We start from the raw sequence: 25,786 nt of genomic DNA, 5'->3' as shown, positions 1-25,786 counted from the left end.
CATGATTTCGTGGGGCCGGCCTGCGGCGCGCGCAATCGCCGCGCAGACCACCCTCCCCGCGGCCGCAAAATCACGCTAGCGGCGGAGCCGACACCGCCGCAGCACGTTGGCTGCGGAAAGGAGAAACCACCGCGATGCCGCATGCCAGCCAGATCGTCGAATGTACCGGCCCCGAATCCCCGCACGCCTTCGACATCATCCCGCTCCAGCCCCGCAACGGCGCGCTCGATGCGGCGTGCCCGGTGTGCAAGGGGCACGGCCAGTGGAACCTCGAGATCGACCTGGTCAGCTTCCGCAGCAAGCGCGCGATCTGCAACCACTGCCAGGGCGCGGGCTGGGTCGAGACGGGAGACGACCCGCACGGCGTCCCCGATATCGAACGCGACGCGGCGGGCCATCCGCGCTGGTACACGCGGATCGTGTCCGACGTGCCGGAGGAATCGTAGACGCCCCCCAACCGTCACCCCGGCCCCGTGCCGGGGCCCACCGGGATGCACGCACCCCGACCCCAGCGCGCGCGTCACGGTAGACCGCGGGACAAGCCCGGGGGTGACGGTTAGGCGGTCAGATTACGCGATGACCTTGTCGAGCGCAGTGCAGAATGCCTTCATCTCGGCGCTCGAACCGACGGTGACGCGGCTGACCGTCGGCCAGATCGGCCACGACCGCCCGATCTCGACGCTCTGCTTGCGGAACGCCGCCTGCATGTCCTTGGCAGCCCGCGTCTTCCAGTCGATCATGAACATGTTGGCGTTGGTCGGAAACACGCTCACGCCGCGCGCCTTGAGATGATCGAGCGTCAGCACGCGCGCGCCCTGCATCTCGGCGCGGCGTGCGGCGATCAGCGGGGCGGCGGTGAGGCTGGCGGTCGCGCACGCCAGGCTGGTGACGGGCAGCGCGCCCGACTGCATCCCGCCGTCATAGCGCATCATCTTGGTGAGATTGGCGGGGTTGGTGATGACATAGCCCATCCGCAGCCCGGCCATGCCGAACAGCTTGGAGAAGGTGCGCATCACGATCACGTCGGGATGCTTTACCGCGAGCGACGAGGCGACGGGCACGCCGGCGAAGTGCGTATACGCCTCGTCGATCAGCACCATCGATCCCGCCGGCTTGTTGGCGATCAACCACTCGATATCGGCGAGCGGGGTGATCGTGCCGGTCGGGTTGTTGGGCGTACAGATGTAATAGAGCCCGGCATCGGGGTTGGCGGCGAGCATCGCCTTGACGTCGTGCGTATACTCGGCAGTCAGCGGCACCGCCTTGACCGGCGCGCCGAGCCACGCGGCGGTGCGCCCGGCGAGTTCGAAGGTCGGGTCGGCGGTGACGAGGCCCTTGGTCGGCGAACAATAGGTCACGACCGCGCGGCAGAGCGGATCGCTCGAGCCTGGCCAGGGCGCGACATGGTCGAACGGTACACCCTCGACCGACATGACAGCCTTGATGAAATCGCTGCGCTCGTCATGCGGGGAATAGCGGTTGCCCATCGCGATCATTGCAGCGGCAGCCTTTTGGCCGGGGGCAAGCGGGCCGGTCCAGCATTCGTTCGCCCCGATGCGGACCTTGGCGGTTGGCGCCGGATCGGGCACGCCGCCCGAGGCGAACGCCGGTCGCCCGACCGACGCGGCCAGCGCGCCGACGCCGAACACCGCGGCAATCCGCGCCAGATCGCGCCGCGCAAAGCCGCGGGTGAGCAGATCGTCCTGCGCCTCGGCGCCGAGCGTTGCGGTGGTGGTGATGGTAGCTTCGGTCATTGAATCGGCCCCCTGCTTAAAGCGGTTTTCGATTCCGTCCTGCATGGACTCGTGCGGTCCTTGACGCCGAGTGTTCCGCAGTTTCGATGCAAAAGCTACAGGCAGTCGAAGAAAAACCGCAGTCCGCCACCCCGGCGAAAGCGGGTGTGACGATCAACCGGGCGTTGACTTTCCCACGATGTCAGCTAAAGGCCGCGCTCTCCCGTCACGCCTCGGCGCGGCGGGACCGTCCAAGACAGTAGGTGATCGGGATTTGCCCGGTCTTAATTTCCTGCCGAGACGGGGACCAGGATTACAACCGCTCTCGGCCCAGCCGCGACCGGTCTGCCGCCCTCCATCAAACGGGGCGACGCTCCCATTCCCCATCGCTGGACAATTCCGGGTGCAACAGCGCCCGGTTTGTAACCGGTCGTGCCGCGCAAGCGACACGGCCAAACGTGGAGAATGGCATGGATCGCGCTCAAAAGACCGAGCTCGTCGCCGAGCTGAACCACAATTTTGCCGAAGTCGGCGTGGTGGTCGTCACCCGCAACCTCGGCATGACGGTGGCTCAGTCGACCAAGCTGCGTAACGCAATGCGTGACGCAGGGGCGAGCTATAAGGTCTCGAAGAACAAGCTTGCCAAGATCGCACTGGCCGACACCGACTATGCTTCGTTGAGCGAAATGCTCACCGGGCCGGTCGGTCTGGCCACCTCCATCGACCCCGTCGCGGCCGCCAAGGTGGCCGTCGACTTCGCGAAGACGAACGACAAGTTCGAAATCGTTGGTGGTGCGATGGGTGCGACCGTCCTCGACGTAGAAGGTGTCAAGTCCCTCGCGACGATGCCGTCGCTGGATGAACTGCGTGCGAAGATCGTGGGCCTCCTGGTTGCTCCTGCAACCAAGCTCGCGACGATCACGCAGGCGCCAGCTGCCCAGCTCGCGCGCGTGCTTGCCGCCTATGCGGAAAAGGACACGGCGGACGCCTGATTTCAGGCCTTCGAGATTTCAAACCCGAACTGATTTTACTGGAGAATACACATGGCAGACCTGAACGCGCTGGTTGACCAGCTTTCCGCCCTGACCGTCATCGAAGCAGCTGATCTCTCGAAGCTGCTCGAAGAGAAGTGGGGCGTCTCGGCCGCTGCTGCTGTTGCAGCGGCTCCTGCTGCTGGCGGCGGCGCTGCAGCACCGGCTGCTGAAGAGCAGACCGAATTCGACGTCATCCTCACCGGCGACGGCGGCAAGAAGATCAACGTCATCAAGGAAGTCCGTGCGATCACCGCGCTTGGCCTGACCGAAGCCAAGACGCTGGTCGAGTCGGCTCCGAAGGCGATCAAGGAAGGCGTGTCGAAGGACGAAGCCGCCAAGATCAAGGCGCAGCTGGAAGCAGCCGGCGCGACCGTCGAGGTCAAGTAAGCTGAAGCGGGAGAGACGATTTAGCCTCGGCTAAATCGCACTCCCGCGAAGCCGGCCGGCGCGGCTTGCCGCGTCCGACGTCATGGGCTTTGCCCATGACGGCTTGCCCAAGAAAAAGGGGCGACACCATGCGGTGTCGCCCCTTTTTTCGTTCCGACCCGTACCGCACCCCCCAGACGCGGGAGCGGAAATCCTAAGCTGACACGGTGTATTCGATCGCGCTCACCGTATCGTACATCCGCGCAGCGCTATCGATGCGGAACGGCGCGAGCTTGCCCCCTGCCCCGCGATCGATGCCGATGACATAGGAGCGCGCGGTCTGGCCGCTGCCGCCGCCCGCCCAAGCATAGTGCGCGTTGATCGTCAGCACGGGGACGAACAGCGCCTTGCCGCCGACGTCCATCACCTCGAGCGTCGCCTTGGGATGCATCGCCATGCCGCCGAGTTCGACAGAGACGCCAGCCGGCAGATCGAACGGGGTCGTGATCGGCTGCGCGATCGGCGCAGCGAACAGCGCCTCGATCACCGCATCCTGCCGCTGTCCCGCGCTGAGCAAGCGAATGTCGAGACGAACCCCCGTCGCGGCGACATCGCCGGTGTTGCGCAGCACGATCAGATATTCGACCGCGGCGCTCAGCAAATTCGTGCCGGCGCGCTTCGGGGTCAGCTCGAACACAATCGACGCGCGATCGGCCGGGGCGGCATCGGGCACGACCGCGACTGCGGGAGGATCCTCCGCAACCGTGCTTGCTGCTGGCACCGCCGGAGGAACCGCTTGGGGCGCGACGGCTGCGAATTCGACACCCGCTGGCGGAACGACTTCGGCCACGAGCTCGTCCTCATAGGCCACGGCGTCCTGCGGGCCACGCCGGCGCCACCACAGTCCCAGACCAATCGCGACGATCAGCGCGAGCCCGCCCCCGACAGCAGGCCATAGCCACGCGCTTGCGCCGTCCGCTGGCGCGATCGCTGCCGCCGCTGCCGCGCTCGACTGCGGCGTCGTCGCTGGGGTCGGGGCTGGGGTCGGCGGTATCGCGGCGACAGGCGACGGCACGACGGTCGGCACGGCGACCGGAGCCGCCGGAATAATTGGCGTTGGCGTCGCGCTGGCACGCGGTGCTGGCGTTCGCTCGGGCGCTGGCGTCGCGCGCACCGTGGGCGTGGCGCGCGCCGGCGTCGCGGTCGCGCGCGGCGTCGTGGTCGCGCGGACCGTCGGCGCCACGGCGGGCGGCGCGACGGTCTGGGTCTCGACCGGACGCGGGTTGGTCGTCGGCTCGGGCGTCGGCGAGATCCGCGGCGCCGGCCGGTTCGACGGCAGGCTGAACGAATCGAGCCCCTGCAAGGGTTGCGCAGGCACGCTGTTTTGCGCGAGCGCGGGGCTGCCAAACGCCGTCAGGCTGGTGGCGACGAGGAGGGATACAAAGACAAAGGGTTTCACAGCGCCGGGCATAGCGATAAAACCCCGCCTGCCAAGGATTGCTGCGCCGAGCGGTTCGCCGCAGCGCGACCGCCGCCGTGTGACTGCGTTGACACGCTCGCGCCGTCGACCTATATCGCACTCTCAATCCAAACCTTCGGGAAATGATGTGCCGTCGCGCAGTGCATCGATCGTATTGATGGTTAGGGTTTCTCGAGACGCATGAAAGCTGCTGTTTTCCGCTTGCGCGGACAACACGCGGCTTTTTGTCGTTTCCGATTTGCACGCCCGCCCGGTGGATTCCGGGCCGAATTTCAGGCTTGAGGGCAGAAAACTCCATGGCAACCAAGGCAATCGACGGTAGCACGCCCACGCGGCGCGCCGAGAGCGGCACGGCAAAGCGCCGGATCCGCAAGGTGTTCGGCAACATCCACGAAGTGGTGCAGATGCCGAACCTGATCGAGGTTCAGCGCGAATCCTACGAACAGTTCCTCCGCTCCGATCCGTCGATCGGCTATGTCTCGGGTCTCGAGAAGACGCTGCGCAGCGTTTTCCCGATCCGCGATTTCGCCGGCACCGCCGAACTCGACTTCGTCAATTACGAACTCGAGCCCCCCAAGTTCGACACCGACGAGTGCCGTCAGCGCGGCATTACCTATGCAGCCCCGATGCGCGTCACGCTGCGCTTGATCGTGTTCGAGGTCGATGCCGATACCGATTCGCGCTCGGTCCTCGATATCAAGGAGCAGGACGTCTACATGGGCGACATGCCCCTGATGACGGGCAACGGCACCTTCATCATCAACGGCACCGAGCGTGTCATCGTCTCGCAGATGCACCGGTCGCCGGGCGTGCTGTTCGACCATGACCGCGGCAAGACGCACGCATCGGGCAAGTACCTCTTCGCCGCGCGCGTGATCCCGTATCGCGGTTCGTGGCTCGATTTCGAGTTCGACGCTAAGGACATCGTCAACGTCCGCATCGATCGCAAGCGCAAGCTGCCGGTGACGGCGCTGCTCTACGCGCTCGGCATGACCGGCGAGGAAATCCTCAACCAGTTCTACAACCGCGTGACCTTCGTTCGCGGCCAGGGTGGCTGGATCATCCCGTTCCAGGCCGAGAACTGGCGTGGCCAAAAGCCGATGTACGACATCATCGACGCCAAGACCGGCGAAGTGGTGTTCCCCAACGGCCAGAAGATTTCGCCGCGCGCTGCCAACAAGTCGGCCAAGGACGGTCTCACCGACCTGCTGATCCCGACCGAGGAAATCTTCGGCCGCTACAGCGCCTATGATCTCATCAACGAGACCACTGGCCAGATCTACATCGAAGCCGGCGACGAAGTCTCGGCCGAGAATCTCGAACTGCTCGACCAGGCCGGCATCGACCGGATCGAACTGCTCGACATCGATCACATCGCGACCGGCGCGTGGATCCGCAACACGCTCAAGGTCGACAAGGCCGAAGAGCGCGAGCAGGCGCTGTCCGACATCTACCGCGTGATGCGCCCCGGCGAGCCGCCGACGCTCGAGACCGCAGAGTCGCTGTTCAGCGGCCTGTTCTTCGATCCCGACCGCTACGACCTGTCGGCCGTCGGCCGTGTGAAGTTGAACATGCGCCTCGACCTCGACGCCGAGGACACGGTCACCACGCTGCGGACCGAGGACATCCTCGCGGTCATCAAGACGCTGGTCGATCTGAAGGACGGCAAGGGCGACATCGACGATATCGATAACCTCGGTAACCGTCGTGTCCGTTCGGTCGGCGAGCTGCTCGAGAACCAGTATCGCGTCGGCCTGCTTCGCATGGAGCGCGCCGTTAAGGAGCGTATGTCGTCGGTCGACGTGTCGACGGTGATGCCGAACGACCTGATCAACGCCAAGCCGGCGGTTGCCGCGGTCCGCGAATTCTTCGGCTCGTCGCAGCTGTCGCAGTTCATGGATCAGACCAACCCGCTGTCGGAAGTCACCCACAAGCGTCGCGTGTCGGCCCTTGGACCGGGTGGTCTGACGCGTGAGCGCGCCGGCTTCGAAGTCCGCGACGTTCACCCGACGCACTATGGCCGCATCTGCCCGATCGAGACGCCGGAAGGCCCGAACATCGGCCTGATCAACTCGCTCGCGAGCTTCAGCCGTGTGAACAAGTACGGCTTCATCGAAACGCCGTATCGGAAAGTCGTCGATCACAAGGTCACCGACGACGTCGTCTATCTGTCGGCGATGGAAGAGGCCAAGCACACGATCGCGCAGGCCAATGCCGAGCTCGATTCGTCGAACGGCTTCGTCGAGGAACTGGTCTCGTCGCGTCAGGCGGGCGAATTCCTGATGGCGATCCCCAACAACATCACGTTGATGGACGTCAGCCCCAAGCAGCTCGTCTCGGTCGCCGCATCGCTCATTCCGTTCCTGGAAAACGATGACGCCAACCGCGCGCTGATGGGCTCGAACATGCAGCGTCAGGCCGTGCCGCTCGTCCAGGCCGAGGCGCCGTTCGTCGGCACCGGCATGGAAGAGACCGTCGCGCGTGACTCTGGTGCTGCCATCTCCGCACGGCGTGCGGGCGTGGTCGACCAGGTCGACGCGGCGCGTATCGTCATTCGCGCAACCGGCGAGATCGATGCCGGCCAGTCGGGCGTCGACATCTACACGCTGATGAAGTTCCAGCGCTCGAACCAGAACACCTGCATCAACCAGCGTCCGCTGGTGAAGGTGGGCGATGTGGTCACCGCTGGCGACGTGCTCGCCGACGGTCCGTCGACCGAGTTCGGCGAGCTCGCGCTCGGCCGGAACACGCTCGTCGCGTTCATGCCGTGGAACGGCTACAACTATGAGGATTCGATCCTCATCTCCGAGCGCATCGTGAAGGACGACGTGTTCACGTCGATCCACATCGAAGAGTTCGAAGTGATGGCGCGCGACACCAAGCTCGGGCCGGAAGACATCACGCGCGACATTCCCAACGTCGGCGAGGAAGCGCTTCGCAACCTCGACGAAGCGGGCATCGTGTACATTGGTGCCGAGGTCGAGCCGGGCGATATTCTCGCGGGCAAGATCACGCCGAAGGGCGAAAGCCCGATGACGCCGGAGGAAAAGCTCCTGCGCGCCATCTTCGGTGAAAAGGCGTCGGACGTGCGCGATACCTCGCTCCGCCTGCCGCCGGGCGTTGCCGGTACCGTCGTCGAAGTCCGGGTGTTCAACCGCCACGGCATCGACAAGGACGAGCGCGCGATGGCGATCGAGCGCGAGGAAATCGAGCGCCTGAAGAAGGACTCGGACGACGAGCGCACGATCCTCAACCGTGCGACCTGGTCGCGCCTCAAGGAAATGCTGCTCGGCCAGACCGCGACCGCCGTTCCCAAGAACGGCCCGAAGAAGGGCGTGGTCATCGACCAGGACGTGCTCGACTCGGTCGACCGTCATGAGTGGTGGAAGTTCGCTGTCGCCGACGACAAGACCCAGAGCGATCTGGAAGCGGTCAAGGTGCAGTATGACGACGCCGTCAAGGTGATCGTGGACAAGTTCCAGGATCGTCGCGACAAGCTCGAGCGTGGCGACGAGCTGCCGCCAGGCGTACTCAAGATGGTCAAGGTCTTCGTCGCGGTGAAGCGCAAGCTGCAGCCGGGCGACAAGATGGCCGGCCGTCACGGCAACAAGGGCGTGATCTCGCGGATCCTGCCGGCGGAGGACATGCCGTTCCTCGCCGACGGTACCCCGGTCGACATCGTGCTCAACCCGCTGGGCGTGCCGTCGCGCATGAACGTCGGTCAGATCTTCGAGACGCATCTCGGCTGGGCTGCCCGTAACCTCGGTCAGCAGATCTACACGCAGCTCGAAGAGTGGCGTGAGGCCAACCCCGAACCCGCAGCGGGCGACATGCCCGACGCGGTCAAGGCACGGCTGCTCGAAGTGTACGGCGAGCATTACGCCGCGGACATCGAGGCACGCGATGCGAGCCAGATCATCGAACTCGCGCAGAACCTGCGGACCGGCGTGCCGATGGGCACCCCCGTGTTCGACGGCGCGCGCGAAGCCGATGTGTCCGACATGCTCGAGCTGGCGGGTCTGCACTCGTCGGGTCAGTCGGAACTGTTCGACGGTCGCACCGGCGACATGTTCGATCGGCGCGTGACGGTGGGCATCATCTACATGCTCAAGCTCCACCATCTGGTCGACGACAAGATCCACGCCCGGTCGATCGGGCCGTACTCGCTCGTCACGCAGCAGCCGCTGGGTGGTAAGGCGCAGTTCGGTGGTCAGCGCTTCGGCGAGATGGAGGTCTGGGCCCTCCAGGCCTACGGCGCGGCGTACACCTTGCAGGAAATGCTCACGGTGAAGTCGGACGACGTGGTCGGGCGCACCAAGGTCTACGAGGCGATCGTCAAGGGTGACGACACGTTCGAGGCCGGCATCCCTGAGAGCTTCAACGTGCTCGTCAAGGAAATGCGCTCGCTGGGTCTGAACATCGAGCTCACCACCACCGAGCAGTTCGACACCGACGGCGTCGCGATCGCGGCGGAGTAATATGCCGGCCTAGCCCTCTTCCGCCTTCGCGGGAGAGGGTTGGGTGAGGCTTCGACTAGGGCCGCGGGAAGACCGCGACCCAAGTCTGCGCAGCCTCTCCCGCGAAAGCGGGCGAGGGCAAAGAATTTCTAGGAAGGCTGTTCATCCATGAACGAACTGACCAATTTCGCGAACCCGGTCGTCAAGGCCGAGACCTTCGACCAGATCCAGATCGGCATCGCCAGCCCGGACAAGATCCGCAGCTGGTCGTTCGGCGAGATCAAGAAGCCCGAGACCATCAACTATCGCACGTTCAAGCCCGAGCGTGACGGCCTGTTCTGCGCGCGCATCTTCGGTCCGATCAAGGATTACGAGTGCCTGTGCGGCAAGTACAAGCGCATGAAGTATAAGGGCATCGTCTGCGAGAAGTGCGGCGTCGAGGTCACCGTCTCGAAGGTCCGCCGTGAGCGCATGGGCCATATCGAGCTCGCTGCCCCGGTCGCGCACATCTGGTTCCTCAAGTCACTGCCGTCGCGCATCGGCCTGCTGCTCGACATGCAGCTCAAGCAGCTCGAGCGCGTGCTGTACTTCGAAGCGTATATCGTGATCGAGCCGGGCATTACCCCGCTCGAAAAGTATCAGCTGATGACCGAGGACGAGCTCCTCGACGCGCAGGACGAGTATGGCGAAGACGCCTTCTCGGCCGGCATCGGCGCGGAAGCCGTACGCATCATGCTGCAGGACTTGGATCTCGAGGGCGAGCGCAAGGAGCTCCTTGAGGAGCTCGCGGTCACCAAGTCCGAGCTCAAGCCCAAGAAGATCATCAAGCGCCTCAAGGTCGTCGAGAGCTTCATCGATTCGGGCAACCGCCCAGAGTGGATGATCCTCGAAGTCGTTCCGGTCATCCCGCCCGAGCTGCGCCCGCTGGTGCCGCTCGACGGCGGCCGCTTCGCGACGTCGGATCTGAACGATCTGTATCGCCGCGTGATCAACCGCAATAATCGTCTGAAGCGTTTGATGGAGCTCCGCGCGCCGGACATCATCGTCCGCAACGAGAAGCGCATGCTGCAGGAGGCCGTCGACGCATTGTTCGACAATGGTCGCCGCGGTCGCACGATCACGGGCGCCAACAAGCGTCCGCTCAAGTCGCTGTCCGACATGCTCAAGGGCAAGCAAGGCCGCTTCCGCCAGAACCTGCTCGGCAAGCGCGTCGATTATTCGGGTCGTTCGGTCATCGTGACCGGTCCGGAACTCAAGCTGCACCAGTGCGGCCTGCCTAAGAAGATGGCGCTCGAGCTGTTCAAGCCGTTCATCTACGCCCGTCTCGATGCCAAGGGTCTTTCGATGACCCTCAAGCAGGCGAAGAAGTGGGTCGAGAAGGAGCGCAAGGAAGTCTGGGACATCCTCGACGAGGTGATCCGCGAGCATCCGGTCATGCTCAACCGTGCGCCGACGCTTCACCGTCTCGGCATCCAGGCGTTCGAGCCCGTGCTGATCGAGGGCAAGGCGATCCAGCTGCACCCGCTCGTCTGCTCGGCCTTCAACGCCGATTTCGACGGCGATCAGATGGCGGTCCACGTGCCGCTGTCGCTGGAAGCACAGCTCGAAGCGCGCGTGCTGATGATGTCGACCAACAACATCCTCTCGCCCGCCAACGGCAAGCCGATCATCGTGCCGTCGCAGGACATGGTGCTCGGGCTGTATTACCTCTCGATGCTCAAGGAGAATGAGCCGGGCCAGGGCATGATGATTTCCGACATGTCGGAAGTCCATCAGGCGCTCGAAGCCGGCGCAGTGACCTTGCACACCAAGATCATCAGCCGCGTTCCGCAGACCGATGAGAAGGGCAACCAGTACCTCAAGCGCTATGAGACCACCCCTGGTCGCATGCTGCTCGGCGAGTGCCTGCCGCAGTCGTCGAAGGTGCCGTTCGATACCGTCAACCGCCTCCTCACCAAGAAGGACGTGGGCGACGTGATCGACGAGGTCTATCGTCACACCGGCCAGAAGGACACGGTGCTGTTCGCCGACGCGATCATGAGCCTCGGCTTCAAGCACGCGTTCAAGGCCGGCATCTCGTTCGGCATGGACGACATGATCATTCCGGATGCCAAGATCGCATTGGTCGACGAGACCAAAGGCCTGGTGAAGGACTTCGAGCAGCAATATCAGGACGGCCTGATCACGCAGCAGGAGAAGTACAACAAGGTGATCGACGCATGGAGCCGTTGCGGCGACCAGGTGGCGAACGCCATGATGGACGAGATCAAGGCGGTTAAGCACTACGAGGACGGCCCCAACAAGGGTCGCGAGAAGCCGATCAACTCGATTTACATGATGGCCCACTCGGGTGCGCGTGGTTCGCAGGCGCAGATCAAGCAGCTTGCCGGCATGCGCGGCCTGATGGCCAAGCCGTCGGGCGAGATCATCGAGACGCCGATCATCTCGAACTTCAAGGAAGGTCTGACCGTCCTCGAATACTTCAACTCGACCCACGGTGCTCGTAAGGGCCTCGCGGATACGGCGTTGAAGACGGCGAACTCGGGCTACCTCACGCGTCGTCTGGTCGACGTGTCGCAGGATTGCGTGATCATGGAGCTCGACTGCGGCACGACCCGCGCGCTGGAAATGCGCGCGATCGTCCAGGGCGGCTCGACGATCGCGTCGCTCGGCGAGCGCATCCTCGGTCGTACGACCGCGGAGGACATCATCGACAGCAAGACCGGCGAGGTCGTCATCCCCTCGGGCACGCTGCTCGACGAGCCGATGATCCTGCAGATCGAGGCGATCGGCACGCAATCGTGCAAGATCCGCTCGCCGCTCGTCTGCGAGACCAAGATCGGCGTGTGCGGCAAGTGCTACGGGCGCGATCTCGCCCGCGGTACCCCGGTCAACATCGGTGAAGCGGTCGGCGTCATCGCCGCCCAGTCTATCGGTGAGCCGGGCACGCAGCTGACGATGCGTACCTTCCACATCGGTGGTGCGGCACAGCTCAACGAGCAGTCGAACCTCGAGGCGCTCTCGGACGGCACAATGGAATATCGCGACCTGCGCACCATCACCGACCAGCGCGGCCGTCGCGTCGTGCTGTCGCGCTCGGGCGAAGTCGCGATCATGGACATGGATGGCCGCGAGCGCGCGGTGCATCGTCTCCCGTACGGCGCATACGTGCTGTTCGACGACGGTCACATCGTGTCGAAGGGCGATCGTCTGGCCGAGTGGGATCCGTTCACCATGCCGGTGATCACCGAGAATGGCGGCATCGTGAAGTATGTCGATCTGATCGAGGGCAAGACGCTAACCGAGCAGGCCGACGAAGCGACCGGCATCTCGCAGCGGGTCGTGACCGAAAACCGCGGCATCGCCAGCAAGAAGGAGGATCTTCGTCCGCGCCTGACCCTCACGGGTGAAAGCGCCGAGGAATCCGGCCGGTACATGCTGGTCGCGGGCGCAACGCTCTCGGTCGAGGATGGTGCGATGGTTCAGGGCGGCGACGTCCTGGCGCGTGTCAGCCGCGAAAGCGCCAAGACGCGCGACATCACCGGCGGTCTGCCGCGTGTTGCCGAGCTGTTCGAAGCGCGCAAGCCGAAGGAAAATGCGATCATCGCAAAGGTCTCGGGCCGTGTCGTGTTCGGCAAGGACTATAAGGCTAAGCGCAAGATCGGCATTCAGCCCGAGGACGGCAGCGAGGTCGTCGAGTATCTGGTGCCCAAGTCGAAGGTCATCGACGTGCAGGAAGGCGATTACGTCAAGCGCGGCGACAATTTGATCGGCGGTTCGCCCGATCCGCACGACATTCTCGAAGTGCTCGGCATCGAGCCCTTGGCTGAATATCTCGTGTCGGAAATCCAGGAAGTTTACCGACTTCAGGGCGTGAAGATCAACGACAAGCACATCGAGACGATCGTTCGCCAGATGCTGCAGAAGGTCGAGATCACCGACGGTGGCGACACCACGCTGCTCGCCGGCGAGCAGGTCGATCGCGACGAGATGGACGAGATGAACGCCAAGATCGGCAAGAAGGAGCGTCCGGCTCAGGGCAAGCCCGTCCTGCTCGGCATCACCAAGGCGTCGCTGCAGACCCGCAGCTTCATCTCGGCGGCATCGTTCCAGGAAACGACGCGCGTGCTCACCGAGGCTTCGGTGCAGGGCAAGAAGGACACGCTCACGGGTCTCAAGGAGAACGTGATCGTGGGTCGTCTGATCCCGGCCGGCACGGGTGCGGGCATGGGTCGCCTGCGCGTCACCGCCTCGTCGCGCGATGCGGCGATGCGCGTCTCGCAGCGTCGCATGGCCGAAGTCTCGATCGTCGCCCCGAACTCGGCGAAGGAAGAGCATGACGCCGAGCTCGCGCGCTCGACGCGCGATGCTGGCGGCACGGGTGACGATGCGCTCGGCGCGGTCGTGACGAGCGGCACCGGCACCGATGCCGACGCCGGCGAGTATCTGAACAAGGAGTGATCCTCCGGGTTCGGGTTACCACCTGATGCATTGAGAGCCGCCGTCCGGGGAAACCCGGGCGGCGGTTTTCGTTTGGAGCATCGCGTCACCCGGCTTCGGCAGGCCGTGTCACGAGTCTGACGCACGACGGCAATGAAACTGCTGGAAAACTGCCGTCCAACCGTCACAGCCATCCCGTAGGGCGCCCTCAAGTGCAGCGGCACATCAGGGGGCCTTCCATGATCAAATCCTACGTCTCGACCTTCGCGCTTGCCGCGAGCCTGGCCGCTGGCCTGCCACTCACCGCCGCGCACGCCGAGACCGCGCCGCCGGCGCCGGCGGCTCCGATCGCCGACCCCGCGCCCGCCCCCGCTGGAGATGATGCGGCGGAGGCAATCGTCGTCACCGCCAAGGCGACCCGCTCGGCCACCGCGCTGCCGGGCAGCGAAATGCAGAAGATCCTGCCTGGCATCTCGCCACTGAAAGCGATCCAGACGCTGCCGGGCGTGCTCTACATCACCGCCGATCCGTGGGGCTATAACGAGCAGAACGCGCAGATCTTCATCCACGGTTTCAGCGGGCAGCAGCTCGGCTATACGATGGACGGCCTGCCGCTCGGCGACCAGAGCTATGGCAATTACAACGGCCTGTCGCCGCAGCGCGCAGTGATTTCGGAGAATGTCGGCCGCGTCATCGTCTCGACGGGCGCAGGCGATCTCGCGACCGCCTCGAACAGCAACCTCGGCGGCACGGTCGAGACCTATTCGTCGGATCCGCTCAAGACATTCGGCATTCAGGCCGCGCAGACCGTCGGCAGCTATTCGACCTCGCGCAGCTTCGTGCGGATCGACAGCGGCACGTTCGGCAACGGCAACGCGGCCTATGTCTCGGCGGCGCGCCAGGACGCACGCGCGTGGGACTTCAACGGCAAGCAGGGCGGCTATCAGGTCAACGCCAAGTTCGTCCACGACGACGGCATCGGCAAGCTGACCGCCTATTTCGACTATAACGACATGACGCAGCCGAACGAGGATTCGACCGTCTTCTTCAAGCCGTCGGCCGGCGGCACCGCCACCGCGGTGCAGCTCTACACGCCGTACACCAAGCCGTTCTTCTACCCCGACTTCACCACCTATCGGACGTCGTATCTCAGTGCGCAGGGCAATTCGCCGGCGGCGGTCGGCAGCAATTACCGCAATTATTATTCGGATGCGCAGCGCACCGATTTCCTCGGCTATCTACGCTACGACGCGCATCTCTCGTCGAACGTGACTTGGTCGACGACGGGCTATTACCATCACAATGACGGCGCGGGCGTCGTCGCGGGGCCGCTCGGGCAGTCGATCACGACGATCCAGCCCTATCTCGACCCGGGCTATGCCAGCTTGCCGACCAACTGCCGCTTCGGCGCGAACAGCAACGGCGTCGCACCCGCAGCCTGCACCGCACGCACGACCGCACAGCAGAGTGCCGCCGGCGCCGCCTTGGTCGCGGCGACCGGCGGGTCCGGCCTGGTCACGCGCACCACCGAATATCGCATTGATCGCGGCGGCGTGATCTCGGCGATCACCGCCAAGCTCGGCGCGCATACGATCGAGTTCGGCGGCTGGTTCGAACGCAACAGCACGACGCAGTGGCGCCGCTGGTACGGCGTCAGCGTCACCAACCCCGATTCGAGCACGCCCTATATCCGTCCGCTCGACGTGGCGCAGCCGCTCTTCACGCAATATCAGGGCGAGGCGCGGATCAACCAGCTGCAGTTGCATCTGCAGGACACCTGGCAGGCGACCGATCGCCTGCTGCTCCAGGCCGGGTTCAAGACCAGCGCGCAATGGGCCGATGGCCGCTTCCCCGTGCAGCCCGTCCTCGGGTCGCTCTCGGGCCTCACCGGCGGCCTTCCGCAAGGCCGGATCAACACGCTGCGCTGGTTCCTCCCCTCGGCGGGCGCGACCTATGATCTGACGCGCAACGAGCAGCTCTATTTCAACGTCCAGAAGAATTTGCGCCAGTATCAGGCGTATCTCGCGGGCGGTGGCGGGCCGTGGTTCACCGGCAGCCAGGCGGCGTTCGATGCGTTCGCACGCGAAGGCAAGCCCGAGAGCAGCTGGACGTATGAAGGCGGCGTGCGCAGCCATCGCAGCTTCGATGGCGTGCTCAGCGGGTTGGAAGCGCAGGTCAATTACTACCACGTCGTGTTCAACAATCGCCTGCTTGCGATCTCGACCAATCCGGGCGGCATCGCCGGCGGCGGCATCACCGGCGGGACCTCGATCCTGGTCAATGTCGGCGCGGTGCATACCGACGGTGTCGACGCGGCTTTTACGCTGCACTTCGGCCGCGTTTTCTCGCTGTACAATGCGGCGTCGTACAATCTGTCGAAATACCAGAGCGACTATACCTCGACCGCGACTGGAATCGGCGCTGCGACGGGCACGTGCATCGGCGGCTATCTCGTCACGGCGGGCGTCGTGCCGACCTGCGGCAAACAGCTGCCGGGCACGCCGAAATGGATGAACAAGACCGTCGCCACGCTCGATCTGGGGCCGATCGAAGTGCAGATGATCGGCGATTACGTCGGTCGGCGCTTCGCCACCTTCACCAACGACGCGAGCGTGTCGTCCTACTTCCTGACCTCGCTGCGGCTCGCGGCGAAGGTGCCGGACGGCGCCACCCCGCTGCGCAAGCTCGAGGTCTCGCTCAACGTCACCAACCTGTTCGACAAGACGGGCGTCTCGACGCTGTCGATCGGATCGGCGACCAACAGCTACTCGGCCTATCCGATCGCGCCGCGACAGTGGTTCCTGACGGTGTCGGCCGCCTATTGAGCACCTGTCGGAGCGGCGGTGTCACCCGCACAGGGCGACGCCGCCGCCGCGCTGCACGGGTGGGCAGGACGGCGTGGTCTCGCGCTTGCCCCAAAGGCTCCCAAAAAGCCCCCCGCCCCTTGCGCCACCGCTGCGCCACGCCCATTTCCTGAGGGCACGGAAACGACCACGGCGGTGCGGGATATGGGCGAACACGTCCGCCCGGCACGTTCGCCGCGTCCGTGCACTGGATCCGCGATCAGAAAGCAGCCGACATGAAGATTTTGATGGTACTGACGTCGCACGACCAATTGGGCGACACCGGCAAGAAGACGGGCTTCTGGCTCGAAGAGCTCGCCGCGCCGTATTACGTGTTCAAGGATGCGGGTGCGGAGATCACGCTCGCCTCGCCCGCCGGCGGGAAGCCGCCGCTCGACCCCAAGAGCAACGAGCCCGACAGCCAGACCGACGCGACGCGTCGTTTCGAGGCTGATGCCGCCGCAACCGCGCAACTCGCGGACACCGTCCGGCTCGATTCGGTCGACCAGGCCGATTACGACACCGTCTTCTATCCCGGCGGCCACGGGCCGCTCTGGGATCTGGCCGAGGATGCGACGTCGATCGGCTTGATCGAAGCGTTCGTCGCGGCCGACAAGCCCGTCGCCCTGGTCTGCCACGCACCGGGCGCACTGCGCCGGGTAAAGGCCGCCGATGGCACGCCGCTCGTCCAGGGCAAGCGCGTGACCGGCTTCACCAATGGCGAGGAGGAAGCCGTCGGTCTAACCAAGATCGTGCCGTTCCTCGTCGAGGACGAACTCATCGCGCTCGGCGGCAAGTATGAGAAGACGAGCGACTGGGGCGTCCACGTCGTGCAGGACGGCTTGCTGATCACCGGCCAGAACCCGGCCTCGTCGGCGGCTGCAGCGCACAAGCTGCTCGACGCGCTCGCAAAGTAAGCGACACGGGGGAGGCGCGACCAAGGCGCCTCCCCCTCTCTTACAACGTAATCGCGCCCTTCAACCCCAGCACCACGACCTCGTCGGCGCTGCGCACGCCACCGGGGTGGTGGATCCACTGGACGTTGGGCTGCAGTTCGAGCCACGGCAGCGGCGTCACGCTGTAATAGAGCTCGGCGGCATATTCGGCGTCGCGCACCGGCTTCCCGGGGTCAGCCGGTCGGCATCGGCCGCGCGCCCATTGACGTTGGTCCGGCCGAACGCGACGCCGAGCACGTCGCCGGGCAGCCACGTCGCCAGCCCCTTGTAGAACATTCCGACCACCGCCTGATCGTCGGTCACCGCGGTCGCGCGGTCGGTCTGCGTGAAATTGGCGAACACGCCGAGCCCGTCGAGCGACTTGCCGTCCTTCGACGTGCCGGTGATCTGCTGCTGCACGCTGACATAGCCGCCATAGCGCCCCGAATGTTCGAGCGGGGCCAGCCCGGTGATCGCGATCGGCCGCCGGTTGATGTCGCGATATACGTCGGTGCCGTTTGCGGTCGTGTACCAGCCGCCGACCTTGTACGATCCGACATGGCCGCCATCGCCGCCATGCGTCCACCCCGCCTCGAACGGGATCAGCACCCCCGTCGCGCCATGCCAGCGCGCGACGAAGAAGTTGTTCTTCAGGTTGAGCGGATTGACCTCATAGACGCCCGCCTGGACATACACGCCGCGCCGCACATCGACGTGGAGGCGCGCGCCCCACTGCCCGACCGGCCAGTTCTGCCAGTAATCGCCGACCAGATTGCCCGGCTGCGCGCCGCAAAAGGTCAGGTTTTGGAAGTGGCACGAGAAGACCGCGAAATCCGACCCCGGATTGGTGCGGCCAAGCTTCACTTCGACCGCATCGCCGAGCTTCTGTTCGTACCACAATTCGGTGACGCGGACGGTCTGCCCGCGGCCATAGACCTCCTGCACTTGCTGGAGCGTGCCCAGCGCGGCGACATCGGACAGATTGTCGCCGCGCCGCCACGTCAGCGTCGCCTGCAGCGTCCCGCCCTCGAGCCCGACGAGCTTGCCCATGTCGACCTTGGCACCCATGTCGAACTGGCCGGTCTCGGTGATCGCCTGACGCCGCCCGCCGGTCGGGTTGTACGCCGTCTCCGACGCGTAGCGCGCCGATACGTCGACACCGCGCGCACCGAGCCAGGTGCGGCTGTTGCGCCAGTCGCCGAACAGGCCGGGCGGTGCCGCGCTCTGCGTATCGCCGATCTGCGAACCGGGCGAGGTATCGCGCGGGTGCGCAAGATGGTTCGGCCGGTAGCGCGCGGGCGTCGGTGCTGCCGCAGGCGCTTCGGTCGCGGGTTTCTTGGTATCGTTCGCCGCGGGCGCCTCGGGGGCAGTCGGCGGCGGTGCGGGTGCGCCGATATCGACCTGTTGCGCCATCGCGCCCGCCGGCAGCAGCAGCGCGGCGAGCACACCCGCCGCCGCACTTGCTTGGAATGTCCGCACGATCATCGCTTTGCCTTACACCGAACCCGTCACTCGGCGTGCGATGCAACCTGCGGCGCGCGAAGGATAGCGGCCATCGCCTTAAGCTGCGCCAGTTGTTTGATTTCGGTTTAGAATGTCGCGCTTATGTCACAGGCGGATGGGCGCGTTTACCGCGCCTGCACCCGCCCGGTCCGCACCAGCTTGCCCCAGCCGACGCTGCGCCCGCGCAACGCCTGCGTGATCGCCTTCAGCACGACATAATACATGATCTGGCGATAGCCGATCCGCTGCGGGATCAGCAGCCACAGCAAGCGCCACTGCTCGCGCCGCTCGAGCGCGAAGGCGACCGTCGCCGCGAGCAGATCGATCGCGGTGAACACCAGCCAGTAGAGCAGCATCTTGTCTACGTCGTGCTGCGTCTGCGCCCAGCCATGCGCCTGCACCGCGATATAGGTCATCACGAAGCTGACGATCAGCGCCAGATCGATGATCGGCGAGATCGCCGCAAAGACGATCTGGAACAGGATCGCCTGCGGCAAGCCGACGCGCGCGAGGCCCGCCGGGCGGCCGGTCGCCATGATGCTGCCATGCTTCCACAGGCATTGCAGCGTGCCGAATGCCCAGCGGAAGCGCTGCTTGGCGAGGCCCTTGATCGTCTCGGGCGATTCGGTCCAGGCGATGGCGTATTGGTCGTAGGTCACCGCCCAGCCCGCGCGCTGGATCGCGATCGTCAGATCCTGATCCTCGGCGAGTGTATCGTCCGGATAGCCGCCGACCTGCTGGATCGCCGCCAGCCGCCACGCGCCGACCGCGCCCGGCACCACCGTCATCGCGTTCATCCGCGCAAGCGCGCGCCGCTCGAGATTCTGCGCGGTGATATATTCGACCGCCTGGAACTTGGTGAGCAGATTGACGCGATTGCCGACCTTGGCGTTGCCCGCGACCGCGCCGATCTTGGGATCGTCGAACCAGCGCGCAAGCCGTGCGATCGTCGTCGGCTCGAACTGCGTATCGGCGTCGAGCGCAATGACGATCTCGCCCGTCGCAAGCGCCAGCGCCTGGTTGAGCGCGCGCGCCTTGCCGCCATTCTCCAGCGTCAGCAACCGTACGCGCGGATCTCCCGCGAACGCCGAGGTCACGACTTCGCTCGTATCATCGCTCGATCCATCATCGATCACGATCACCTCGATCCGCACGTCGGTCGAAGCGAGCACGCCGCGCACCGCGCGTTCGATCACCAGTTCCTCGTTGAACGCCGGGATCATCACCGTGACGAAGCAGTTCGGGTCGATCGCCGGGAACACCGTCTTGCTCTCGCGCCGCGCCTGGATCAGCGCGAGCAGCGACAGGATCACCGCGCGCGCGATGCCGATGCTGATCGCGAAGAAGAAGATCCAGCCGAGCGCTACGACGCCGCCGCCGAGCACCGAGAAGATGAACAGATCGGTCTCCGCCGCCGCGCGGTCGGACGGCGAGAGCGTCGGCATCGCGACCGACTTGGGAATCCCCGCAAGCGCCGACACCGCCACGAAGGTGTACCCCTTGGCGCGCAGCTGGTCGATGATCTGCGGCAGCGCGGCGACGGTTTCCGAGCGGTCGCCACCGGCATCGTGGAGCAGCACGATGTTGCGGCTGCACTGCGGGTCGGGATTGGCCGCATCGCATTTGCCGTTGGGATCGGTCACTTCGTCGACCGTCGCGTCGATGATCGACTGGACGCCCGGCCGTTTCCAGTCGCCCGGATCGACGTGCAGGCCGACCGAGATGTACCCCCGGTCCTGCGCCATCAGCGCCGGGTCGATTTCGTCTGCGGTGCTTGGCTCGGCATCGCCGAAATAGGGCGCGCGGAACAGCCGCAGCGTGTGCCCGGTGAACGCCTGGAACAGTCGCTGCGTCGTGTTGAGCTGGAAGGTCGTCTCGGACTGCGAGGCGCCCGCCAGATTGGGATGGGTATAGGTATGGCTGCCGATCTCATGCCCCTCGGCGACCATGCGGTTGATCAGGCTGCGCTGCGTCAGCACGTTCTCGCCGATCACGAAGAAGGTGCCGGGCACCTTCTTTTGCTTGAGGATGTCGAGGATCTTGGGCGTCCAGGTCGGATCGGGCCCATCGTCGAAGGTCAGCGCGACGAGCCCCGGCTTGTAGCCGGTCCGCGCGACGACATAGGGCGATGGCAACGTCTGGAAGGTGACGTTGCCGATCGCGCCGTCCTTGGTCACTTGCGCGCGCCGCACGCCTTTGACGGGAACGCCCGCGATCTTGAGGATCTCTCCGCTGCCGTCGATATCGACATCGGTACCCGCCGGAATGTTCTCGATCGCCGAGGCTGCAGGCAAGGTGCGATGCGCCCGCCCGAAGATCGACCACAGCCCTGGATCTTCCGACCCGAGCCGCCACAGCCCGATCCCGCTCAGGCCGACTTTCTGCAGCCAGCGCATCTGGTTGTACGCCGATGGCGCATCGAGCATCCACACGACGTGGCGGCTGCCCGCTTCCTCATAGGCAAAGCCGCTATTGCCGCTCTGCCGGTCGAAGGTCGGCATGGCGCTCGATTCGCGCGCGGCTTCCCAGGCTTCGTCGATCGCGAGCGGTTCGCCCGTGCCGTCGTGCCAGTTATAGGCGTAATTGCCGATCGCGACGACGATCTTGTCGCGCGGCACGTCGCGCACCGCGCGCGACACCGATTGCTCGAACCAGCTTTGCGATGCGATCGGCCCGGCCTCGCCGCTGATCTCGTGCTGGTCGTAGGCCATCAGTACGACGCGATCGACGACCTTGGCGAACGCGCCGATGTTCCAGCCGGGCTCGCCGCCCGCTTCGTCCTCCGCCGCGCCGACCGGCACCGCGATCCCGATCACCCAATTGCGCTTGGCGAAGCGCGCCTTGGTCTCGCGCAGGAAGGCGAGGAAATCCTGCTGTCCCTTGGGCGAAAGCTCCTCGAAATCGAAGAACGCGCCGCCTGCCCCGTTCGCGGCGAGCCACGGCTCGAGCGTATCGAGGAACTTCTTGCGCAGCTTGGGGTCGCGCAGCAGCGCTTCCATGCCGGCCGCATCCCATTTCCCGTCGATCGCATTCTGGATCATCGGCAGGATCAGCGGGCGTGGGCTCGCGCGGTTGATGATCTCGCGGCCCGCGGTGTCGCGGAACACGGTGATGTGATGGTTGGGGCCCGACACCGACACCCAGCCCGGCACGAGCCAGTCGAGCTCGCCGATATGGCGGCGCAGCGACGCGGTCGAGGACGGATCCCACGGCACATGGAAGGCGATCGCAAGCGGCTGATCGACCCCGACGCCGCGCGCGGGTGCACCGAGCAGCCGCGCATAGCCGCTAAGCCCGTGGCGCGCGCGGCGCAGCAGCGGCTCGTGCGGCGGCGGCAATTTGGTGATCGCCGCGTGCTCGGCCTCGACCGGGAGCAAGGGCGCGCGCGGCACCGCACCGATCGAAATCGCGAGCGCTGCCACCGCCATCACCACCAGCAGCACGAACGCCGCGACCGCCATGGCGAACCGCCGGCGCCGCCGTCCCGAAGCATCGTAGAAAACGGGCGAGCGGCTCATGCGATCGGTGTCCTCAGGGTGAAAAGATTAGGCTCGCATCGGTGCTTTGGCATGGCGCAATCGCGACGCCAAGGTGACAAACGCTTCATCTGGCCGAACACGGTTTGCCACGGCGCCCCATTCGGGCGCGCTGACGTTCGACATTGGAGGTGTCTGCGCAGGTGTCTGCCGGAGACGCGCTCACGGCTATTCGGGGCTAATGCTGCAATGGTCGGGGCGATAGGATTCGAACCTACGACCCCTGGACCCCGAGACCAGTGCGCTACCAGACTGCGCCACGCCCCGACACATTGCAGGGCGCAGCGCGTAGACCGCCGCATCGTGACTATCAAGCGGAAAATCGCCGCGCGTGCGCGCAATGCTTGACGCTGGGCTCGACGCTGGCGCGATCGCGCTGCTACGCGGGCGACATGACCACGCTCGAAATCCTGGCGTTCGGGCTCGGGCTCGCCAATGTCGCGCTCGTCGTGCTGCGCAGCATCTGGAACTACGTCTTCGGGCTGGCGATGGTCGCGCTGTATGCAGTCATGTTCGTCCATACCAAGCTTTATAGCGACGCGCTGCTGCAAGTGTTCTTCTTCGTCGTGCAAATCTACGGCTGGTGGAACTGGGCGCGCGTCAAAGCCGAAACCGGCGAGATCGCGGTCGGCACCCTGCCGGACCGCGAGCGCCTCCTGTGGCTGGCGGCGGCGGCGGTGGGCAGCGCGGGCTGGGGCTATGCGATGTTCCGCTTCACCGATGCGTCCTTCCCCTGGCTCGATGCGACGCTCGCGATCGTCAGCGTCGTCGCACAGATCCTGCAGTCGCGGCGCAAGCTCGAAAGCTGGTGGCTGTGGATCGCGGTCGATATCGGCTCGGTCGCGCTTTACGCGGCCAAGGGATTGAAGCTGACGATGCTGCTTTATGCGATCTTCCTCGCGCTCGCGATCTGGGGGCTGATCGATTGGCGCCGCGTCGCGCGACGGACGGCGGTCGTCGCATGAGCACGATCTGCCTGCACGGCCCTGAGAGCACGGGCAAATCGACGCTGATTCCGCAACTGGCGGCGCACTTCGGAACGATCTTCGTGCCCGAATACGGCCGCACCTTCGCCGAGACGCACGGAACCGAGTTCACGATGGCCGATCTGGTCGAGATCGCGCGAACGCACGACGCACAGACTCGCGCGGCGCTGGCGACGGGGGTCGACCCACTGCTGCTCGATACCGATCCGTTGATGACTGCGGTGTGGGCCGACATGCTGTTCGGTCGTCGCGATCCGTGGTTCGACGCGTGGCACGGCAGTGCCGACCTGTATCTGCTGCTCGATATCGATTTGCCGTGGATCGACGACGGTACGCGGATGTTCGGCAGCGTGGCCGAGCGCCAGCTCTTCTTCGATCTGTCGCGCGCCGAGCTCGACCGGCGCGGCCTGCGCTATACGATCGTCGGCGGCCAGGGCCCCGCGCGCCTCGCCGCCGCGCTGGCGGCGATCGCGGCGGCGGGACTGGGCTGACGCCGGGACGGCGATCCGCTTGGGCGCTCCCCAGCGAAGGCCGAGGCCCAGGAGCGGAACGACCGAGGCGCGCGGCCTCGCGAGATCGTCGTGGCCTTCCCGTGGGCCCCGGCCTTCGCCGGGGAGCCCATTTCAATGCTGTGAGGGTAGCCGGATCAGCCCTTCTTGGCTTTCAGCGCCTTCACCGCGGCGAGCGTGCCGGTGATGTGCCCGGCCGGCGCCATGTCGGACAGGACATAGGCGATCTTGCCGTTCTTGCCGATCACGTACGAGGTGCGGTTGGTCCAGCCGACCTTTTGCGGCAGCGCGACGTCATAGCCCGAGATCGTCGCCGGGGTCGCGAGACCGACCGGGAACTTGTCGCGGCATTCGACCGACGAGAATTCCTTGATCCGCTCGGCATTGCCCGCGGTCAGGCCGATCAGCGTCGCGCCCTGCTTGGTGAAGTCGTCGGCGGCCTCGGCAAAGGCATGCGCCTCGGCGGTGCAGCCCGAGGTGAAGGCGGCGGGGAAGAAGTAGAGCACGACCGGCCCCTTCTTGAGCGCTGCCGCCAGCGAGAAGGGATGCGTCTTGCCGGCAAGCGCCGCCTCGGTCGAGAAGTTAGGCGCGGCATCGCCAACCTTGAGCGCAGCGCAGGCGGGCGCGGCGGCGAGGAGGGCGGCAGTGGCAGCGGCGATAAGCGGAACAGCGAACTTCATGGCATCGTCTCCTGGATAGTGCCGCATCCTACCGCGCCGGCTGGCGGTCCGCCAGCACGATCGGCACATCTGCGCCCCCCTCCAACCGTCACCCCGGCCTTGTGCCGGGGTCTACCGGGATGCCCAACGTGCCAGCGCAGAACGCGCGGCACGGTGGCCCCCGGCACCAGGCCGGGGCGACGAAGAAAAGCTCGCCCCCAAACCGTTCGGGCTGAGCCTGTCGAAGCCTCCCCTCGCCCAACGCGCCGTTCGCGTTTGCAGGGCAGCCCTTCGACACGCTCAGGGCGACCAGGGAGAGTAGCGGCGCCCTACCGCGACGGCGCGAGCTTGGAGTTGAGCACCCACCCCACGTTGTCGTTCTCGTCGGCGACCTCCCACCACATGCCGTCCTTGTTGCCGGTCGGGTAAACGATCGCGCCCGGCGGCAGCGTGCGCACCACTTTGCCCGCCGCATTCGCCGCGCTGCGCAGCGCGACCGGGCCTTGCGTCGTGAAGGTCTTGGCGGGCGCGGCCTCGGCCGTCCCGGTGTCGCCGGGGTTGGTATAGCCAAGCCCCGTGACGAGCTTCGCATACGCCTGGATGAAGGCAAGCGTCACGATCCGCCCGATATCGGTATTGTCATACCCCCCGCCGACCACGCCGCCGCCGGCAAAGCCGCCGAACACGCCGCCGCCGCCGCCGAAGCTCAGGCTGTTCTTGGCGGCATAGCCATCCTCGGTCGCGAGCGTCTCGGTCGTGCGGACGTTGGTGATCGACAGCACGACATTGGCTTCCATCTTGCGGCTGCGTAAGCCTCCGACGAGCCCACCGAACGGCCCGCCGATCAGCCCGCCGACGCCCGCCGCGACGCCGCTGCCGCTTGCGTTGCTGTTGGCGCCCTGCACTTCGGCCTGGAGCACGTAATCGGCCGCCTTGATCTGCCCCTGCCCGACATTGGCGCCGCGCTGGAGCCCGAGATCGCCACCGATGTCGCGCTCGCGCTGCGCCGCTTGCAGCCCGCTGCCGCGATCGACGATGTTGAAGCAGCCCGAACGCTGCACGAGCACCTTGAGCAGCTTCTGCGGAGGGGCAAGGCTGTACTGCGTCCAGCCGCGCGGATCGTCGCCATCGACGATCGAGATCGTGCCGTGCTTGCGCGCGCAGCGCGGCACGTCGTTCATCGTCGCCTCCTGCAGCTTCTGCGTGCCCGACGGCTTGGCCATCCGCTGCGTCCCCGCCTGCATCGGTACGCCGCTCAACACCGCCACGATCGCCATTCCGGCCGTCAGTTTCGCCATGCCACCC

14 protein-coding genes, 1 tRNA gene and 1 pseudogene are annotated in these 25,786 nt (G+C 65.6%); 9 read left to right on the top strand and 7 right to left on the bottom strand.

The genetic code is table 11. From position 1 onward, the window contains the following. Window positions 1–134: 134 nt before the first annotated feature. Complete coding sequence (locus ACP7C5_RS01815) at window positions 135–446, top strand: hypothetical protein (RefSeq protein WP_426262980.1); 312 nt, start codon at window positions 135–137, stop codon at window positions 444–446. 123 nt (window positions 447–569) lie between these two features. Here ACP7C5_RS01815 and ACP7C5_RS01810 read toward each other — a convergent pair whose 3' ends face one another. Then, entirely contained in the window at window positions 570–1,754 is a 1,185-nt protein-coding gene (locus ACP7C5_RS01810; protein WP_426262979.1) for a pyridoxal phosphate-dependent aminotransferase, read from the bottom strand. A 449-nt stretch (window positions 1,755–2,203) separates the two neighbouring features. Between ACP7C5_RS01810 and rplJ the strand changes: the two genes are divergently transcribed. After that, window positions 2,204–2,725 carry a 50S ribosomal protein L10 gene (gene rplJ, locus ACP7C5_RS01805; RefSeq protein WP_133190062.1) on the top strand — a complete coding sequence of 174 codons (522 nt, stop codon included), beginning with the start codon at window positions 2,204–2,206 and terminating at the stop codon, window positions 2,723–2,725. Window positions 2,726–2,776: 51 nt separating this feature from the next. Continuing rightward, a complete protein-coding gene (gene rplL / locus ACP7C5_RS01800) occupies window positions 2,777–3,154 on the top strand; it encodes a 50S ribosomal protein L7/L12 (RefSeq protein ID WP_010183774.1) in 378 nt (125 codons plus the stop codon). 193 nt (window positions 3,155–3,347) lie between these two features. Here rplL and ACP7C5_RS01795 read toward each other — a convergent pair whose 3' ends face one another. Further along, a complete protein-coding gene (locus ACP7C5_RS01795; protein WP_426262978.1) occupies window positions 3,348–4,592 on the bottom strand; it encodes a hypothetical protein in 1,245 nt (414 codons plus the stop codon). A 317-nt stretch (window positions 4,593–4,909) separates the two neighbouring features. Here ACP7C5_RS01795 and rpoB point away from each other — a divergent pair, with 317 nt between their 5' ends. The 4 genes from rpoB to ACP7C5_RS01775 all read left to right on the top strand — a co-directional run bounded on the left by rpoB (window position 4,910) and on the right by ACP7C5_RS01775 (window position 17,270). Further along, entirely contained in the window at window positions 4,910–9,091 is a 4,182-nt protein-coding gene (gene rpoB, locus ACP7C5_RS01790) for a DNA-directed RNA polymerase subunit beta (protein ID WP_133190064.1), read from the top strand. Between the two features lie 147 nt (window positions 9,092–9,238). Beyond that, the gene (rpoC, locus tag ACP7C5_RS01785) at window positions 9,239–13,531 is read left to right on the top strand and encodes a DNA-directed RNA polymerase subunit beta' (protein WP_189675499.1); all 4,293 of its coding nucleotides are present in this window, start codon (window positions 9,239–9,241) and stop codon (window positions 13,529–13,531) included. A 218-nt stretch (window positions 13,532–13,749) separates the two neighbouring features. Then, window positions 13,750–16,335 (top strand): TonB-dependent receptor, encoded by a 2,586-nt coding sequence (locus tag ACP7C5_RS01780; protein ID WP_426262977.1) that lies wholly within the window; start codon window positions 13,750–13,752, stop codon window positions 16,333–16,335. Between the two features lie 254 nt (window positions 16,336–16,589). Then, a complete protein-coding gene (locus tag ACP7C5_RS01775) occupies window positions 16,590–17,270 on the top strand; it encodes a type 1 glutamine amidotransferase domain-containing protein (RefSeq protein WP_133190070.1) in 681 nt (226 codons plus the stop codon). Between the two features lie 40 nt (window positions 17,271–17,310). On the opposite strand, the pseudogene ACP7C5_RS01770 reads toward ACP7C5_RS01775, so the two are convergent. The 3 genes and pseudogenes from ACP7C5_RS01770 to ACP7C5_RS01760 all read right to left on the bottom strand — a co-directional run bounded on the left by ACP7C5_RS01770 (window position 17,311) and on the right by ACP7C5_RS01760 (window position 22,594). Continuing rightward, window positions 17,311–18,338 (bottom strand): annotated as a pseudogene (locus tag ACP7C5_RS01770) (carbohydrate porin). Window positions 18,339–18,916: 578 nt separating this feature from the next. Next, window positions 18,917–22,309 (bottom strand): polysaccharide deacetylase family protein, encoded by a 3,393-nt coding sequence (locus tag ACP7C5_RS01765; RefSeq protein WP_426262976.1) that lies wholly within the window; start codon window positions 22,307–22,309, stop codon window positions 18,917–18,919. A 208-nt stretch (window positions 22,310–22,517) separates the two neighbouring features. Continuing rightward, window positions 22,518–22,594 (bottom strand) — tRNA-Pro (locus ACP7C5_RS01760). A gap of 125 nt (window positions 22,595–22,719) precedes the next feature. On the opposite strand from ACP7C5_RS01760, the gene pnuC reads away from it, so the two are divergent. Both pnuC and ACP7C5_RS01750 read left to right on the top strand, forming a co-directional pair. Then, window positions 22,720–23,292 carry a nicotinamide riboside transporter PnuC gene (pnuC, locus tag ACP7C5_RS01755; protein WP_426262975.1) on the top strand — a complete coding sequence of 191 codons (573 nt, stop codon included), beginning with the start codon at window positions 22,720–22,722 and terminating at the stop codon, window positions 23,290–23,292. Further along, on the top strand, window positions 23,289–23,804 hold the full coding sequence (locus ACP7C5_RS01750; protein ID WP_322160533.1) for an AAA family ATPase: 516 nt from the start codon (window positions 23,289–23,291) through the stop codon (window positions 23,802–23,804). Before pnuC ends, ACP7C5_RS01750 begins: the two co-directional genes overlap by 4 nt. Before the next feature lie 155 nt (window positions 23,805–23,959). Here ACP7C5_RS01750 and ACP7C5_RS01745 read toward each other — a convergent pair whose 3' ends face one another. Together ACP7C5_RS01745 and ACP7C5_RS01740 are read right to left on the bottom strand one after the other, a co-directional pair. Continuing rightward, a complete protein-coding gene (locus ACP7C5_RS01745; protein WP_426262974.1) occupies window positions 23,960–24,502 on the bottom strand; it encodes a peroxiredoxin in 543 nt (180 codons plus the stop codon). 308 nt (window positions 24,503–24,810) lie between these two features. Continuing rightward, window positions 24,811–25,725, bottom strand: a complete 915-nt coding sequence (locus ACP7C5_RS01740; RefSeq protein ID WP_426263376.1) for a CsgG/HfaB family protein — start codon at window positions 25,723–25,725, stop codon at window positions 24,811–24,813. Window positions 25,726–25,786: the final 61 nt, after the last annotated feature.

The sequence above is a fragment of the Sphingomonas sp. PWP1-2 genome, from assembly GCF_049898305.1.
In the GTDB taxonomy this organism is placed as follows: domain Bacteria; phylum Pseudomonadota; class Alphaproteobacteria; order Sphingomonadales; family Sphingomonadaceae; genus Sphingomonas; species Sphingomonas glacialis.
The sequence above is the reverse complement of the archived record's forward strand: the minus strand, read 5'-3'. Positions and strand labels throughout refer to the sequence as shown.